The sequence below is a fragment of the Salinibacillus kushneri genome, assembly GCF_900111405.1.
Classification (GTDB): Bacteria; Bacillota; Bacilli; order Bacillales; family Alkalibacillaceae; genus Salinibacillus; species Salinibacillus kushneri.
Map to the genome: position 1 here is coordinate 310,015 of NZ_FOHJ01000002.1, position 14,189 is coordinate 324,203.

Consider the following 14,189-nt stretch of genomic DNA (forward strand, 5'->3'; position numbering starts at 1 on the left):
TAAATATGCTTTCTTTTATTCATATATCAATTTTCTTAATATTATGCTATATTATGGATATAAATAGGAGAAAGGAATGATAAAGTGAAACCATTAAAGAAAACAGAATACGAGATTTCCCCCTTTACGTTGGCTATCGTTCCGGAATTTTTGGAAAATGGAATGACTGGTTCGATAGCGTTGGAAGAGAAAAATGAGTACAGTATACGACAGTCTCCTCGCAAATTGATTGATGAGGCATGTAAGTACTTTGGATCTAGTTTGAGAGGTTTCGGGGTTATGGAGATACTAAAAACTAATGAAATTCTACGTTTTTAACGTATAATTTATTGTCTTCATCATAATCATAATCAATCTTTTTTACTACTAATTGAACGAGGTTTTTCTTTTTTTGTTCATCAAGTTCTTTCCAATTTGTATTGAAATTTTTCAAGATTCTTTTTAACTCCTGATTATCCATAGCTGTTTCTTCCTCGACTTGTAAATTTTGAAGTACTTCCCTAGCTTCTTCTTCAATTTGGTTTTCTTCTCTCATTCTTTTCTCAAAGTCAGAATCGCTCATTCCCAAGTTATTCGCCCAAGCATATTGCCATTTCTTCTTGCGCTTTTCAACTTCTTTTAAATCTTTCTCAGCTTGCTTGATTTCAGCAGCACGATCTTTCAATTTAATATTCTGATTAGAAATTTGATCGGCTTCTTGAGAAAAAACGGCATGATTCATAAATTCCATAAAGGCTTTGTTAAGGTTCTTTTCGGATATGGACTTAGAGCCTGTACATTGACCACTTTTCTTATGTAAGCAACGATAATTCTTGTAATCTACTTTTTCACCTCTGGCGTTGTTCACATAAACCCTATAACCAACCATTGGGTATCCACATTTTAAACATTTGATTTTACCAGAAAAAATATAATCGCTTGATACATTAACAGGGGATAAGGTTCTACGTCTTTCTATGGTTTGTTGAACTTTTTCAAAAGTTGCTTTATCAATGATTGCCGGATGCGCATCCTCTATTTTAATTTCGTTTTCTGTTCCCCTTAGCCATGTAGCTGTGCCTTTGTAGAGAGGATTTTTTAAAATCTGGATTAATGGTTTATCGTTCCAGGTATTTCCGTCCCTGGTCCTTATATTTCGAGCGTTTAAATATTTGCATATCGCATTGGCCCCTTTTCCATTTAGATAGAGATCAAAAATTAATCGTAGCGTTTCAGTCTCATCTTCTCTAATTGTTAATATTCCATCCTTAAGATTATAACCAAACGGACGTTGATTGTGCGTATATTTACCTTGCCTAGCCTTTTCTTGAAGGCCCATACTAATACGTTCGGCCATATTCTCACGTTCCCATTGGGCAAGAGCTGCAACTAACGTAATAAACAATCGTCCCATAGCGGTAGTTGTATCATATACTTCTGTAGCAGACTTAAATTTACAATCATATTTCTCAAAAGTATCCAATAGCTTGTACAAATCTAGTACGGATCTAGTTAGTCGGTCCAACCGGTAAACTAGGACACATTCTATTTCCCTAGTCTCTATGTCCTTTAACATTCGTTTAAGTTCAGGTCTGTTCGTATCCTTTGCTGATATGCCCTCATCAACGTAAAAACCCACCACGTCCCAATTCTGTGCAATACAATATGCTTGTAGTCTTTCACGTTGAGCTGATATTGAATAACCCTCACTCGCTTGCTCCTCAGTACTAACGCGTATATAAATTCCTGTTTTCATTTTTTACACCCCATCTAACATCATCTTAAAAGATAAGAGGATTGCATATTGGTAGTTTTTCTGTTAATTTTATTCAATCTGTCTCGGCACAAATCTTCTGTTACCTCGAAATCTTGTGCAAGGGTAGATATGATTCCCGGATTTTCAAAATCATATTGCTTAATCATGTGATAGGGTAGAGCGGCATATAGAGTAAAATGATTAGCATCCCATTCTTGAAGCTCTCTAAACGATTCAGGCATCATTGTTTGATGCCCAGTGTGTCTTAATATATGACATAGTTCATGAAAGAATTGTTCTCTTTGTTCCTCTTGACTACAACGTTTGTCCAAAACAATCGCTTTGTAACGGCCAACAATATCAAAGCGAGCCGGAACTTCTTTTTGATGAATAAAAATTCTGTAAGTCTGTGCAATTTTTTCAATTTTAAGATCCATGGGGGAATCAATATAATTTCGAATGTACCAATTTGAAACCCAATCTTCTAATGCGGTTGTTGCATAGTTATTTAGTGCCATAATGTCACCATCCTTTTCCTAATTATACGAACAATTGTTCGTTTTTACAATAAAAAAGAAAATGTCCAATTTGTGGACATTTCATTATTAACCGTAGTAAGATAAATGGATAAGAAGAGGTATGGATTATATGAATAAAATAGAATTTTACCAATGATCAGTTGGCTGTAATTTATAGAGCTGTTCATTTTGCAAAAATGGATTATGAGTCTGTAGATATAAATGGGTACCTTGGTAATATAACTAGAGATATTCTTCATCAAATTGAAAAACATAATATTAAAGTTGAAGAAGATCCGTTTTATGCTAGTGAAAAAATATCACAGTGTCCATGGTGATTATTTTTGTTCTAAATATTCAAAAGCTATGGCGTTAATCACATTTAACATGAAATGGCAATCCTCTTTTAAAGCGATACCTGGGCTTGTGTGAGATGCCATATTTCTCATTTTATAGGCCACCTCTAGTCTATTATTATCTCTTCGGGAAATAATCTCTTTACTCATTAGCGAATCTTTTAATTTTCCTAATTGAGTCTCACCTGATTTTGGAGTTTTTCCGTCATGCAGTTCTAAAACTTTTATACACACCGTTTCTAAAACAACTCCTAGTGTTGCAGCACAAGGCAAAAACAAGTTTTCGTGGTACGCGGCCATCGCTTGATCTAATTGATATGAAAAGTCATCGTCATTAACTAACTCAATAAGTGGTTTTAAGTCTATTATAGAAAAAGGGAATTTATACGCATCTTTAGCAAAATAACTTAGTTTGGTATTATTCACGCTTTTAAATTCTGATACTTCATCACGAATCGTATTTATTATATTACTTCTAATACTGTGAGTAGACATGAACCGATCAGGAATTACTGTGTTGTAAAGTATACTTAAATCCTTATCTCTATTAGTATAAAAATCAGAAAAATCCATAATAATTTGAGAAGGATGGTAACCATGCTTGGGTAAAACAACTGAGTTGAAAAAGATTTCTTTATTATCATAACTGTCTACATCCATTAAATCATCATGACCAAGCGGTATTACTCGTTCATGTCGTTTACCGGGAGTAGATAAAAGAAAAACTTGGCATGCTGTTGAAAAATCAAACTCATACGGAACAATGAACAAAATTACTGAACAGTTGTCTGGATTTAAAAGTCTAAATGGTTCAGGATTATGTTCTAAATTAGTCTTATTAAACGTTTTTAAACGTTCTGTATACAGTTTTCTTATTTCACCTTCTATTTTTATAGTGTTATTTAAAAAAACTTGAAATTTTGATTCGTTATTCAAACCTTTGTAATCCATTCCAAAACTCCTCCAATGATAAAAAACACCTAAACATACTTTAGCTTGTCTAGATGTTAATACCTTATAATATTAATTATTTACCCGAAGAAGGAATCATCGTTATTATTTTGTTCTTCTTTGTTTTTCTTCCTCGCCTGCTCCGTAATAAACTGAAAATAACTCTCTAGCTGCTTAATCTCCTCTGCCCCCATGTTTCTCCATTTCTCTATATCGAAGAAACCGGATTGGTCGATACCATATTCTTTAACCAGGCGATTGATTTCAGCCAATGAATCAAAATCATGATTCCTATCATATGTTGGTTGGTTAGATTCTCCTGTTAAATAGTCCATCGAGACTCCATATTTATTAGATAACTTTTTAAGTATCTCTATAGAAGGTTCGTTTCGCCCCTGTTCGTAATAACCATAACCACTTTCCGTGATACCTAAGTAATCCGCAACATCTTTTTGTGTAAGTTTATTTTTCTTTCTTAGTTCTTTTAATCTTATACTTACATCTACCATCTCTCGATCATCCTTTATACTAGCGTAACTATATTGTACAACATATAGTTGGGCATTTATATTAATACAACGAAAAATTGTAAAAAATGTTGACAACAACAAAATGTTGGGTTAAGATAAAAACAACAAAACGTTGGGAGGTGACTTCATGAAAAAAGAAAAGCGATGGATCCTAATTGAATTAAGAAAAAATATGTCTATGTCACAAAAAGATGTTGTTACTACTTTGCGTGAAGACTTTGGAATCAAAATAACTGACAGTTATTATGGCATGATTGAGCAGGGGGTAAGAAACCCAAGCCTGAAATTGGCTCTATCAATAGCCAAGATTTTTAACTCTAATCCAGAAGAAATTTTTTTTAAACAGAAATACAACAAAACGTTGTGTGGTCGGGAGGTGATCTAACTGCCTATCGATTCGCATTGGATACAAATTCCTAAATATAAAAGGGAGAAATCAATATGAATCAATTAACAAAAGTATTTGATGGCCACGAGTTAAAAATTGTTGAGTTAGAAAATGAACCTTGGTTTGTTGCCAAAGATGTGTGTGACATTCTATCTATTTCAAAATACCGAGATGCAGTCTCTCGACTTGATAATGACGAAAGGGGGTCGGTTAAAGTGGACACCCCTGGAGGACTTCAACAAGTAAGTGGAGTTAACGAGTTCGGTCTTTACAACTTAGTATTATCTAGTCGCAAACCTGAAGCCAAACAATTCAAGCGCTGGATTACCCATGAAGTAATTCCTTCAATCAGAAAAACAGGTTCCTATGAATTAGAACAACCTAAAAGCCAATTAGAAATTTTGCAAGGCGCAGTTAACGAAATAGTTAGCCAAGATAAAAGAATCACGAACCTGGAAGAAACCATGCGCATTGATGGTGGACAAGAATTCCAGATTCGCTCTAAAGCAAACTCTGTTGTTATTGAAGCTTTAGGTGGCAAAGAATCACCTGCTTACAAGCAATTAAACAGAAAAGCTTTTTCCGAGTTTTGGAGAGAATTCAAAAAACATTTCTCTCTTCCTAGATACGGTGATTTACCTAAAAAACAATTTGAAGATGGATTGCGTTTTATCGGAATGTGGCAACCATCTACCGGTTTAAGAATTGAAATCGAAACAACAAACGATGAGGGTGATCTAAATGAAAGACATAAAACCACCAAAAATTAGTCATGAAACAAAATTGACCATTGTTCGTTTTTTTGCCGAACATTCAGCACCAAAAATAATTACTAAGAAAAAGAACAAGGAACAAGACGGTGACCAGGAAGCCGTCTAATTTAATCCTATCAATCTAATTACTTATTAATGGTAGAAGGGAGGTGGTGAAAAATGGCAAAAGGTAGTCGAGCTGCAAATACACTTAAGAATTCACGAAAAAGTACAGGGAAAACCCAACAGCAACTTTCAATGGAAACTTACTTATCCCGCGAAGCAGTTTGTAAGCAGGAAAATGGAGAGTACAAGGTTCAGCCGGAAATGGCGCAGCACTTTATGGATCAATATAACAACCCATGGGTGGCGTTGGAAGCTGCGGAAGAATACGTCGGATGGGGCGTTACCCGTTTAGATGGACGAGCTGCAGACCTACATAGAAGTTCCGTTAAGGACAAGACAGCAGAAGAGTTGGAAGAAGCACTCGAAGCCATTAAGCGAGTCAAAACGTCATTAAATCCTGATTTTGTTGAAAGCTTTCAGGTACAAGAAATTAAACAATCTGTTCAAGAAATGATGGATGTTGTGACAGCTGGAGTGAACTGGATAGCAGTTGTTTGTGATGAATACAAATTAAATTGGTCCGAACAGTGGGATGAACATCATAGAAAACTAAAATCTCGTGATTATGTTAGGAGCTGATTGATATGAATTTTGAAGACCAGTTTTTACCTGAGGATATTGAAAGAGCGAAACAAGAGCGTGCATGTGGAATTTACTTAATTGAGCCAATGAAGCTTGAGTTTGAATATGGGAATTTTGAATCCGTTGAATACTTTTACCAGGACTTAAAGAAGACGTTAAACACACTTAATTATATGAGAAATAACAAAATCATTAGTGATCGAGAAAAGCACCAAGTGATGGTTAAAGCCGTTCCACTAAATCCATTAACGATGCAACACATCTTGAGGATGAAGGGGAAAAATGGTTATGAATGATAAAGCAGTTGACCGTTGGATGTATTTCTTCTCTGTATTGATGTTCATTGTTTGGCAAGTTGTTATCCGTCTAAATGCATAAAAAATCAGCAAGCTATTTAGCTTACTGATTTCTATGGAATAACTAGTGAATTAAATTTACCACAAATGAATAAAAACGGCAAGGTCTGGCTTTGCCGTCATGCCTGGGAATGATGATTACCTCCTATTAACAAATTGCGTCTGTTTAAGATGGTCGAGTGTCTAATTCCCCTTCATTTCTGAATGTTTATTTGCCATACATTCCCGGGCATGACGGTGCAGCTAGGCACCATAAAAAAAGAGCGACTCCACAAAATGTGAGAATCGCTCCCTTAGAAAATATTGCTAAATATATTTTCTCACAGCTTTGTTCAAAAAACAATATGAAAGGAGTGTGAACCAATTGCTAGTGCCTCATAAGGTTATTATTCCAGGTCAAATCGCTAATCTACGTGATCAGGACACCAATTTATTTTTTAATCAATTAAAGAATTGGTTGATAACTGCTTATCCAGATTATGAATTGATTGCAGTTGAGGGCAAAATTGCACACTGTCAGCCCAAAAAACTCACTTTACTTTGATGGTTTGTACTATTCTATGAAGATCTCATCATTTCATGACCAAATTTTTAATAAAAGAGGTCGATAACCCAATGAATTATCTAAAGGAGATTAACGCCTTTTATGATTGGCTCGAAACAAACAAGCTTTCAGCATCAGACATTGTCTTATGGCATGCATTGATGCATATAAACAATAAAAGTGGATGGAGAGCACAGTTTGCGGTAGCCATATCAGTCCTGGAAATGAAAACAGGATTAACTAGGCGAACGATTGAACGTTCAAGAAATCGCTTGTACCAATGTGGGTTAATTGAATGGAAATCTAGAAAAGGAAATCAGGCTGCAGTTTATAAGATGAAAAGTTTAGACGGTCATAAAGTCGCACAAAATGACGTGCAACCTGTCGCACAGTCTGACGTACTATCTGTCGCACAACCTGTCGCTATTACTAAACCAAACGAAACTAAACATAAACAAAACAAAGACCTATCCTATTCGCGTGTTATTCAAACAGCTCAGGAATACTTTATGGTTCTTAGTCCAAAACAGCAAATGACCTTAGATAGCTACATTGATGACTTAGGAGAAGAGTTGGTACTTGAAGCGATGAAAAGAGCCAAAAGGGAAATGAAAAACTTTGATTATGCAGCTGGTGTATTAAGAAAATGGTACCAAAAAGGAATTAAGTCATTGGCCAATGTTTTTAAAGACGATAACCAGTTTGAACAATTCAAGCATAAAAAACAACAAAAAGGACAAAAAGTATCAGGTGATTATTCGCATTTATTCTAGGTGGTGAGTTTTTGAAAAATATAGCAAACTTAATAGGATCTATCGATAAAGTTGGTGAACGGACTTGTGAAGAATGCGGTTCTACTGTCCCCATTTATCAACGGACGGATTCAGAAGGAAATGTTCATAAGCATTCAATCTGCCTAAGATGTGATAACAATATTTTGATAGCTAATCTACCAAGCAAAGAAGATGTTCCAAAAAAAAGGTTGGAGTCTTGGGTGAAAAATCATGAACACGTGGACGAAAGTATAAAGCATGCTTCTTTTGCTACATTTAAACCAACTACAGACTCCCAACATGATGCAAAGAGACTTTCAATGGGATATGCTAAAAAATTTGGAGAGTTTGAGAAGAATCATTCGATTTTGTTCAAAGGTGATGTGGGTATAGGTAAAAGCCATTTAGCCTACAGCATTGCAAGGGAAGTAAAAAGAAAGGGCTATTCAGTATTATTTATTCCTGTACCGAACCTTATGAACGCAATTAAAGCAACCTATCAATCTAATTCTCATGAGTCTCAAGAGGATTTTATGAGTTTTATAGGTGAATTGGACTTACTTATTCTCGATGATATTGGGTCAGAATATGTGAAAGTAGATCCCAATGGTTTTGAGTCCTGGGCAGCTGATATATTATTCCAAATCACTAACATTCGCCAAAATAAGCCCACTATTTACACAACCAACTACACAAGTGCTGAAATGGAGCAAAAATACGGGCGACAATCCAAACGTATTCTTTCCCGTATGTTGTCTGGTGCAGAAGTAATTACCTTTGAAAGCAAAGATATGCGAGTGGAGGTGATGGATTAATGTGTCCTTTATGCAACGGGCGTGGTGTTATGTGGGTTGAAGTTGCGATTGGATGTGCTCAGGTTGAGAAATGTCCTGACTGCGAACCAAAGTCCAGGGAGCAACTAGATAAAGAGTTAGCTGATTTCAACAAAAGATTAAGTGATGCAATTTATAAGCACGAGGTGAAAGCATATGCCGGTATACATAGCTCATGATGAACGCAGCTTAGATTGGAAACCGGCTGAACTAAATGAATTTGAAGAATTGTGGAATTCAGGAGAGCCTTTACACGATATAGCCAAAAAATTAAATAGACCTCAGATTGAAATTGCTTTAATTATTCTAGATCGAGCAGATAAGGGTCATATAAATCCACGAGAAGGAGGGGTTTTTGGTAATGCTTTTAAGAGTAAAAGTTAACGACTTCCAATTCAGTGCTGTTCCAGTCACGGATAAAATCATTGTTTCAGAAATTAGTTCAGGAGCGAGATTTTTTGAAACTCCTATCCCTAAAGAGGTTAAAGGCTTTGAATCTACCATGACATTTTTAGAAATCTCGATAGGGGCAAGGATTCTTATGATAATTAAAAAATTAGGGGGAAGAAGTTATGCAAAAGGAAGTCAGACGTTTAAAAGAGTTTGCTGTTAATGAATACGGAGAACAACCACCAATCACCAAAGTTGATACAGAATGGCTCAAAGAAGATATAAGTGACACCCTGTATTAAGAAACATATTTAAAAGAAAGGAGAAATCACATGCTTGAATCCATTCATGGACCAGTTAAGACTTATTATTTAACACCCGAAGAATTGGCAGAGCGACAGAAAGGAAGAGCTGTGAATCTGTTTCATCGTAAGAAAGCTAAACGTCAACAAAGGCAAGTGGATTACAGATGGCCAAAATCTAGACAGAAAGGGTGAAAGTATGTCAAAGGAATACGCCGTTTATCGTGGGGAAGAAGTTATTTGCATTGGTACTGAGCAAGAATGTGCAGCAAAGATGGGAATTAAGTTGCTAAGCTTTCGCCATTACACCATGCCTTCCTACAAGAAACTGAGAGCCAAGGCCAAAAATCCTGATAAATGGATAATGGTGATTAATCTAGATGATGAGGATTAGACAGAAAATGCGAAGGAGGAAAACAATGAAAGAAGTAAAATATGAGGATTGGATTAAAGGAATTAAAGAATTAAATAAAGGACAACCTGATTTGATGGACTTAGTGCAACAGCAAATTGATTCTTATGAAGCGGATAAAAACAAAGATTATGCTGTTATTGATTCAAGGAATAATGCGATTTATTTTGAAGGAACACAATGGGAATGTATGAAGTTTCTAAATACAAACTATCCCGAGAATGAAATTGGTTCTGAACATATGAAGGTAGGGATTAATTGGTCAATAAACTAATTCGCATTTCGACCAGAATATGACATATTTAAAATAAGAGAGGGTGATGTTGTGAAGTGCCCTACGTGTAAACACAAGATTACTAAAGTCATTGATTCAAGGCCGTTCGGAAGAGAAATTAAGAGGCGAAGAAAATGTCCATCCTGCTCAATTCGATTTAATACTTATGAGTACGTTGATACAGAAAGCATACCTGAATCTGCAGCAAGGGAGGCGAAGTAATTGGAACAGGTGGATATTTATGAATACTTTGGTACAGAAAGTGATCCGTTGTTCCAGGAAATAAATCAGCTAGAGAATGGTGGTTACATAGAGCTGGAACAAGGGATTATTAGGAAAAATGAGCTTGGAATATATGAGATTGAAACTGAGGATATCCATGAGGCATCAAAAAGTCCAGTTAAAGTATATGAGAAGTTAGCAGAAATGATAAACGAAAAAATTATGTTCCAAGAGACATAAATAAAAAAGCCGAAAGCGTGGCTCCCGACTTTGGTCATCCTAAATCTATTATAACATGGGGGCCTGCTTCGTGCGATTAGAAGATGTTAATGTAGATACAAGTTCAAAGAAAATGGAAATCGATATAGAAGGAAATAAGCCGTTTTGTGTCGTATATTGTAATGGGAAAGCAAGGAAAACTTATTTGCCTGATCATGGTGAAACAAAAGTGATTACTCACCAGGGGAGGGTAAAGAGGTTGAAGTTTGATGAGGGGGAGGAGTTTTGACAAGGAAAATAGTCACTAGTTTTTTTATAGTTATTTTATCTGTTTGCTTAACTGATATTACGGCACAATCACACCCAGGTAATACTGATTCAAATGGCGGACATACTTGTAGGACTAATTGTGGGCAATACGGGCTTAATTATGGAGAGTATCATTACCATAATGGTGGTTCTAATAATACAAATAGTAGTAACGATTCAAGTTCTTCATGGTATTACGAAAGTCAAATCGAATCATTTAAAGAGGAAATAGACACCCTAGAAAGACAATTAAACAATTTACGTAATACAGTTACTGATAAAAATAGTGAAATTGAAAAACTTAAAACAGAAAATACATCACTAAAAAATAACCTCAAAACATACAAAAATAAGGAAAATAGTTTAAAAAAAGATAGAAAACAATTAGAAAATGAGAAGAAAGAATTAACCCAAAAGCAAAAGAAATTTACTATTGTTAAAGAACAATTTACCAAAGAAAAAGAAAATATTAAAAAGTCGCTTGCTGAAAAAGAAGAGGCATTAGCAAAAAGGAACAATGATATGCAACGATTAAAAGAACAGAATCGAATAAATATTTTATATTCCGTTCTGATAACTTCGGCAATTATGTTAATACTATATTTTTCTCTCAGAAAAATTTATCTTTATTATCACAATGAGGATGAATAAAACTAATTTAAAAAGTCTTACCAGCCCACTGGAGGACACTGATTAAGTTAGCTGTTTATGCAGCTGCTTTATTGGTGTCCTTTTTTATTGGAGGTGTCGATATGTTTTGGATGAGTTTATATATGCTTGCTGGTGCTGCAGTAGCTGTTTGGCATGATAGCACGGAATACATCTACGAGGATGACACAGAAGAAACGATTTACATGTTTATTTTGCTCTTTATCACGATGTTGTGGCCTATATTTCTACTTTGGAAGTTGGTGAGAAAACTTTGAAATATATCTATCAGTGGACAGTTAGTGAATATCGGAAAGATAGACGCAGAGGCCCTTTATCACCTATAAAGAGAAGCAAGTACGTTCAAACCTTATTTAATGAAAGTGAGAACCTTTTAAAAGGGAAGGGGAATGATTGATGCAAATCTCATTTAAATTGCCTGAAATTAACCGTGAAGAAACAAAGAAAGCTGTTGAAGAAGCACTCACAAAGTATCAAATGTTCTTGCTTATGGAGCCGGAAGAACTTTCACCAAAAATAACAGCATCTTTCACTTTAGCTCCTCCAACAAACACCAACGAATTTCACTCCAAGACCGAAGATTTAGCTGTGAAGCGACTGGACCAAGAGATTACTAGACATCGTTACCTGAATAAGATAAGACAGGCTGTAAACCGATTAGCTTTTAATGAAAGGTCAGTCATCATTAAACGGTATTTAGAAAGTGATGATGTGTTCGACTATGAAGTTTACAATGAATTAGGCTTTAGTGAGCGTAAGTATTATAGATTGAAGTCAAGAGCCTTTTATAAATTGGCATTTATCCTGAAAATTGAGGTATATGAAGAGAAGGTGAAATCATCATGAACTTTGTCCAGCCGATAAGAGACCCGGAAGTGATAAGAGCAATCAAACAATACCTAAAGGAAAAGAATGAACGAAATTATATGTTATTTCTTGTAGGTATTAATAGTGGCCTGAGAATTTCAGATATTCTACCATTAAGAGTTAGTGATGCAAAAAGGCCATATTTTAGTTTACGAGAGAAGAAAACCAGAAAGCAAAAGCGAATTGATATGCCACCTTCACTAAGAAAAGAATTAAAGGCTTACGTGGAAGGGAAAGAAGACTATGAGTACCTTTTTAAAAGCAGAAAGGGTATTAATAAACCAATTGGCCGCAGCATGGCGTATAAGATCTTGAGAGATGCTGCAAAGTATGTAAGTTTAGATGAAATTGGCACTCATACATTAAGAAAAACCTTTGGGTACCATTTTTACAGACAAACAAAAGATGTGGCCATGCTCCAGGAGATATTCAATCATTCAAGTCCATCCATTACCTTAAAGTATATTGGGATTAACCAGGACAACTTAGATAAGGCTATGAAGGAATTTAAGATATAAGCTCATCAAAAATGATGGGCTTTTAATTTTGACTTTTTTCGCTATCAATCTACCAATTTATCCCTTTTTCTTGTACAATGAATCATAATAGAAAGATGTGTCATTCATTTTAGGTATTTTAGGTGTATGTATGAGTATCAAGGGTTTTGAGCGTTGGCTGAATGTAACACTATATAAGATATGGGTAATTACATGTTAAGGAGTGAGTAGTGCTTACATGATAAAGATTAATTATAGAGGCGAAGAATACTCATGGGAAGAATGGGAAAAACATTATGATGATTTTGCAGAGCAATTGGATATTCCTAATAACTTCTTAAATAATCCTTGGATAATTGATTACATGTTGGTTTTTAATAAAGGTTATTCAATATCTTTAGAGATGCTAAGAGAATTGTATTATGTAATAACTAGTGCTAGATTTAATTTATATATCAATTAAACGTTAAGATTTATGAGAGTAGTTTAATTGGACCAGGAAATAACTATATGTCTCATCAATGGTTAAGAGCAGAATATCTCAAGAATTCCATTTTAGGATATAATTCGATTGAAGATTATACATATCAAATAATATGGTTTGCATTTGATATACATGGTGAGCATATTAGAAGCCAGGAAGATTATAATAGAATTCTTAAATTATGTAATTATAGAAACTTAAATAAAATGCTTGAAAAAAATAAGGAAGCTAAAGAATTAAAGGACATAATTGATACTTATCGTTTTAGTAATGAAATCATATACTTAAGGGATACTCTGGCTAATAATTTGAAACACAGAGGCAATCTTAGGTTTTATGGACTGGAAAGACCCAAGGCTGGTTATGGGGAGAAAAATGAACTGGGAGAATTAGTCTTTGATTCAAAATGGATTCAACCTGTTACGGTAGATATCGATGAAACCATTACAAAGCTTGCTAATATACACAAGAAAGCTTTGAAGTTTGTTAATGATGTAATAAATTATATTGATTTTTTTAATCAATTTGATCAAGAGGCACTGGAAGACGGGGATTTAAAGCCTACTTTTACAAAGTTTCACAAGAAATTAAACTTTTATAAATAAAGCGGCAGACTTTTGGCAGAAAAAAGGCAAGAAAAATACACATAAATGAGTTATTATGATATTGAGTTAAAATAATGAGTTCATCAGCCACTTATCCATAGGATGGGTGGTCCTTTTTATACGATGTAATTTACATTGCTTACTAGATACTCGGCTGGCAGTTTCCTCCTGCTGTTGGCTAGGTGGTTATTGTGATATATTAGGTGTAAGAATTAAAACGGTGGAGGTGTTGGAATGGAAATAACGGAATACAAAAACTGTTTTAAAATTAAACCAGTAGCCGGAGAGTCTGATTTACAAAGATTAGGTGAATTGTACGGCGGGGTGCTAAAACTTGATGCTGGATTATGGCCAAATGAGTTTTGGTATCATACAAATTGCGAACGTGAAACATTAGAAAAATCAATTTTAGTAGACTTGCTTAACTAAGCACATGTATTATTATATTAGGTTAAAATTAATGAGTTCTAAGCCACTTGCGGTTGCAGGTGGCAT

27 protein-coding genes are annotated in these 14,189 nt (G+C 34.9%); 23 read left to right on the forward strand and 4 right to left on the reverse strand.

Annotation, left to right across the window (positions count from 1 at the left end; all coding sequences use genetic code 11):
• The first annotated feature begins 84 nt into the window (after window positions 1–84).
• The gene (locus BMX63_RS18820) at window positions 85–318 is read left to right on the forward strand and encodes a competence protein ComK (protein WP_177167168.1); all 234 of its coding nucleotides are present in this window, start codon (window positions 85–87) and stop codon (window positions 316–318) included.
• Here the strand turns inward: BMX63_RS18820 and BMX63_RS03975 are convergent.
• The 4 genes from BMX63_RS03975 to BMX63_RS03990 form a co-directional block, all read right to left on the reverse strand.
• Window positions 296–1,735: a recombinase family protein gene (locus tag BMX63_RS03975; protein ID WP_093132199.1), complete on the reverse strand. Its 1,440-nt coding sequence runs from the start codon at window positions 1,733–1,735 to the stop codon at window positions 296–298. The two genes, BMX63_RS18820 and BMX63_RS03975, sit on opposite strands and share 23 nt — an antisense overlap.
• 20 nt (window positions 1,736–1,755) lie before the next feature.
• Window positions 1,756–2,253, reverse strand: a complete 498-nt coding sequence (locus BMX63_RS03980) for an ImmA/IrrE family metallo-endopeptidase (protein ID WP_093132200.1) — start codon at window positions 2,251–2,253, stop codon at window positions 1,756–1,758.
• 338 nt (window positions 2,254–2,591) lie between these two features.
• Entirely contained in the window at window positions 2,592–3,560 is a 969-nt protein-coding gene (locus BMX63_RS03985; protein ID WP_093132202.1) for a hypothetical protein, read from the reverse strand.
• Between the two features lie 80 nt (window positions 3,561–3,640).
• A complete protein-coding gene (locus BMX63_RS03990) occupies window positions 3,641–4,069 on the reverse strand; it encodes a helix-turn-helix domain-containing protein (protein WP_093132204.1) in 429 nt (142 codons plus the stop codon).
• A 148-nt stretch (window positions 4,070–4,217) separates the two neighbouring features.
• On the opposite strand from BMX63_RS03990, the gene BMX63_RS03995 reads away from it, so the two are divergent.
• From BMX63_RS03995 to BMX63_RS04090, 22 genes are all read left to right on the forward strand, one after another.
• Complete coding sequence (locus BMX63_RS03995; protein WP_093132206.1) at window positions 4,218–4,475, forward strand: helix-turn-helix transcriptional regulator; 258 nt, start codon at window positions 4,218–4,220, stop codon at window positions 4,473–4,475.
• A gap of 56 nt (window positions 4,476–4,531) precedes the next feature.
• Window positions 4,532–5,248 carry an ORF6C domain-containing protein gene (locus BMX63_RS04000; RefSeq protein ID WP_093132208.1) on the forward strand — a complete coding sequence of 239 codons (717 nt, stop codon included), beginning with the start codon at window positions 4,532–4,534 and terminating at the stop codon, window positions 5,246–5,248.
• Window positions 5,220–5,357: a hypothetical protein gene (locus tag BMX63_RS17885; protein ID WP_177167169.1), complete on the forward strand. Its 138-nt coding sequence runs from the start codon at window positions 5,220–5,222 to the stop codon at window positions 5,355–5,357. Before BMX63_RS04000 ends, BMX63_RS17885 begins: the two co-directional genes overlap by 29 nt.
• A gap of 53 nt (window positions 5,358–5,410) precedes the next feature.
• A complete protein-coding gene (locus BMX63_RS04005; RefSeq protein ID WP_093132210.1) occupies window positions 5,411–5,935 on the forward strand; it encodes a hypothetical protein in 525 nt (174 codons plus the stop codon).
• A gap of 5 nt (window positions 5,936–5,940) precedes the next feature.
• Window positions 5,941–6,234: a hypothetical protein gene (locus BMX63_RS04010; protein WP_093132212.1), complete on the forward strand. Its 294-nt coding sequence runs from the start codon at window positions 5,941–5,943 to the stop codon at window positions 6,232–6,234.
• Window positions 6,235–6,658: 424 nt separating this feature from the next.
• Window positions 6,659–6,838 (forward strand): hypothetical protein, encoded by a 180-nt coding sequence (locus BMX63_RS04015; RefSeq protein ID WP_093132214.1) that lies wholly within the window; start codon window positions 6,659–6,661, stop codon window positions 6,836–6,838.
• A gap of 35 nt (window positions 6,839–6,873) precedes the next feature.
• Complete coding sequence (locus BMX63_RS04020) at window positions 6,874–7,611, forward strand: DnaD domain-containing protein (protein WP_093132216.1); 738 nt, start codon at window positions 6,874–6,876, stop codon at window positions 7,609–7,611.
• Window positions 7,612–7,622: 11 nt separating this feature from the next.
• On the forward strand, window positions 7,623–8,426 hold the full coding sequence (locus BMX63_RS04025; RefSeq protein WP_093132218.1) for an ATP-binding protein: 804 nt from the start codon (window positions 7,623–7,625) through the stop codon (window positions 8,424–8,426).
• A gap of 174 nt (window positions 8,427–8,600) precedes the next feature.
• The gene (locus tag BMX63_RS04035; protein ID WP_093132222.1) at window positions 8,601–8,828 is read left to right on the forward strand and encodes a hypothetical protein; all 228 of its coding nucleotides are present in this window, start codon (window positions 8,601–8,603) and stop codon (window positions 8,826–8,828) included.
• Window positions 8,829–9,166: 338 nt separating this feature from the next.
• Window positions 9,167–9,331, forward strand: coding sequence for a hypothetical protein (locus BMX63_RS17890; protein WP_177167170.1), 165 nt, complete (start codon window positions 9,167–9,169; stop codon window positions 9,329–9,331).
• A 4-nt stretch (window positions 9,332–9,335) separates the two neighbouring features.
• Entirely contained in the window at window positions 9,336–9,530 is a 195-nt protein-coding gene (locus BMX63_RS04045) for a hypothetical protein (protein WP_093132226.1), read from the forward strand.
• Window positions 9,531–9,555: 25 nt separating this feature from the next.
• Window positions 9,556–9,822, forward strand: coding sequence for a hypothetical protein (locus BMX63_RS04050; protein WP_245732711.1), 267 nt, complete (start codon window positions 9,556–9,558; stop codon window positions 9,820–9,822).
• Between the two features lie 51 nt (window positions 9,823–9,873).
• The gene (locus BMX63_RS18825; RefSeq protein WP_425441448.1) at window positions 9,874–10,044 is read left to right on the forward strand and encodes an NrdR family transcriptional regulator; all 171 of its coding nucleotides are present in this window, start codon (window positions 9,874–9,876) and stop codon (window positions 10,042–10,044) included.
• Window positions 10,045–10,284, forward strand: a complete 240-nt coding sequence (locus tag BMX63_RS04055) for a hypothetical protein (protein WP_093132228.1) — start codon at window positions 10,045–10,047, stop codon at window positions 10,282–10,284.
• Between the two features lie 112 nt (window positions 10,285–10,396).
• Window positions 10,397–10,552, forward strand: a complete 156-nt coding sequence (locus BMX63_RS04060; protein ID WP_425441453.1) for an XtrA/YqaO family protein — start codon at window positions 10,397–10,399, stop codon at window positions 10,550–10,552.
• Window positions 10,549–11,223, forward strand: a complete 675-nt coding sequence (locus tag BMX63_RS04065) for a DUF4407 domain-containing protein (protein ID WP_093132232.1) — start codon at window positions 10,549–10,551, stop codon at window positions 11,221–11,223. The genes BMX63_RS04060 and BMX63_RS04065 overlap by 4 nt, the downstream gene beginning before the upstream one ends.
• 101 nt (window positions 11,224–11,324) lie before the next feature.
• The gene (locus BMX63_RS17895) at window positions 11,325–11,498 is read left to right on the forward strand and encodes a hypothetical protein (RefSeq protein WP_177167172.1); all 174 of its coding nucleotides are present in this window, start codon (window positions 11,325–11,327) and stop codon (window positions 11,496–11,498) included.
• Window positions 11,499–11,637: 139 nt separating this feature from the next.
• A complete protein-coding gene (locus tag BMX63_RS04070) occupies window positions 11,638–12,087 on the forward strand; it encodes an ArpU family phage packaging/lysis transcriptional regulator (protein WP_093132234.1) in 450 nt (149 codons plus the stop codon).
• Window positions 12,084–12,626, forward strand: coding sequence for a site-specific integrase (locus tag BMX63_RS04075; protein WP_093132236.1), 543 nt, complete (start codon window positions 12,084–12,086; stop codon window positions 12,624–12,626). Before BMX63_RS04070 ends, BMX63_RS04075 begins: the two co-directional genes overlap by 4 nt.
• Window positions 12,627–12,843: 217 nt before the next feature.
• On the forward strand, window positions 12,844–13,068 hold the full coding sequence (locus BMX63_RS04080) for a hypothetical protein (protein WP_093132238.1): 225 nt from the start codon (window positions 12,844–12,846) through the stop codon (window positions 13,066–13,068).
• 47 nt (window positions 13,069–13,115) lie between these two features.
• Window positions 13,116–13,694: a hypothetical protein gene (locus BMX63_RS04085; protein WP_093132240.1), complete on the forward strand. Its 579-nt coding sequence runs from the start codon at window positions 13,116–13,118 to the stop codon at window positions 13,692–13,694.
• A 234-nt stretch (window positions 13,695–13,928) separates the two neighbouring features.
• Entirely contained in the window at window positions 13,929–14,123 is a 195-nt protein-coding gene (locus BMX63_RS04090; protein WP_093132242.1) for a hypothetical protein, read from the forward strand.
• Window positions 14,124–14,189 lie beyond the last annotated feature (66 nt).

Excerpts from the sequence above, each read along its gene's own strand:
- BMX63_RS03975 (WP_093132199.1), bottom strand. The coding sequence starts at position 1,735 with ATGAAAACAGGAATTTATATACGCGTTAGTACTGAGGAGCAAGCGAGT.
- BMX63_RS03980 (WP_093132200.1), bottom strand. The coding sequence starts at position 2,253 with ATGGCACTAAATAACTATGCAACAACCGCATTAGAAGATTGGGTTTCA.
- BMX63_RS03985 (WP_093132202.1), bottom strand. The coding sequence starts at position 3,560 with ATGGATTACAAAGGTTTGAATAACGAATCAAAATTTCAAGTTTTTTTA.
- BMX63_RS03990 (WP_093132204.1), bottom strand. The coding sequence starts at position 4,069 with ATGGTAGATGTAAGTATAAGATTAAAAGAACTAAGAAAGAAAAATAAA.
- BMX63_RS03995 (WP_093132206.1), top strand. The coding sequence starts at position 4,218 with ATGAAAAAAGAAAAGCGATGGATCCTAATTGAATTAAGAAAAAATATG.
- BMX63_RS04000 (WP_093132208.1), top strand. The coding sequence starts at position 4,532 with ATGAATCAATTAACAAAAGTATTTGATGGCCACGAGTTAAAAATTGTT.
- BMX63_RS17885 (WP_177167169.1), top strand. The coding sequence starts at position 5,220 with ATGAAAGACATAAAACCACCAAAAATTAGTCATGAAACAAAATTGACC.
- BMX63_RS04005 (WP_093132210.1), top strand. The coding sequence starts at position 5,411 with ATGGCAAAAGGTAGTCGAGCTGCAAATACACTTAAGAATTCACGAAAA.
- BMX63_RS04010 (WP_093132212.1), top strand. The coding sequence starts at position 5,941 with ATGAATTTTGAAGACCAGTTTTTACCTGAGGATATTGAAAGAGCGAAA.
- BMX63_RS04020 (WP_093132216.1), top strand. The coding sequence starts at position 6,874 with ATGACCAAATTTTTAATAAAAGAGGTCGATAACCCAATGAATTATCTA.
- BMX63_RS04035 (WP_093132222.1), top strand. The coding sequence starts at position 8,601 with ATGCCGGTATACATAGCTCATGATGAACGCAGCTTAGATTGGAAACCG.
- BMX63_RS17890 (WP_177167170.1), top strand. The coding sequence starts at position 9,167 with ATGCTTGAATCCATTCATGGACCAGTTAAGACTTATTATTTAACACCC.
- BMX63_RS04045 (WP_093132226.1), top strand. The coding sequence starts at position 9,336 with ATGTCAAAGGAATACGCCGTTTATCGTGGGGAAGAAGTTATTTGCATT.
- BMX63_RS04050 (WP_245732711.1), top strand. The coding sequence starts at position 9,556 with ATGAAAGAAGTAAAATATGAGGATTGGATTAAAGGAATTAAAGAATTA.
- BMX63_RS04060 (WP_425441453.1), top strand. The coding sequence starts at position 10,397 with ATGGAAATCGATATAGAAGGAAATAAGCCGTTTTGTGTCGTATATTGT.
- BMX63_RS17895 (WP_177167172.1), top strand. The coding sequence starts at position 11,325 with ATGTTTTGGATGAGTTTATATATGCTTGCTGGTGCTGCAGTAGCTGTT.
- BMX63_RS04070 (WP_093132234.1), top strand. The coding sequence starts at position 11,638 with ATGCAAATCTCATTTAAATTGCCTGAAATTAACCGTGAAGAAACAAAG.
- BMX63_RS04075 (WP_093132236.1), top strand. The coding sequence starts at position 12,084 with ATGAACTTTGTCCAGCCGATAAGAGACCCGGAAGTGATAAGAGCAATC.
- BMX63_RS04080 (WP_093132238.1), top strand. The coding sequence starts at position 12,844 with ATGATAAAGATTAATTATAGAGGCGAAGAATACTCATGGGAAGAATGG.
- BMX63_RS04085 (WP_093132240.1), top strand. The coding sequence starts at position 13,116 with ATGTCTCATCAATGGTTAAGAGCAGAATATCTCAAGAATTCCATTTTA.
- BMX63_RS04090 (WP_093132242.1), top strand. The coding sequence starts at position 13,929 with ATGGAAATAACGGAATACAAAAACTGTTTTAAAATTAAACCAGTAGCC.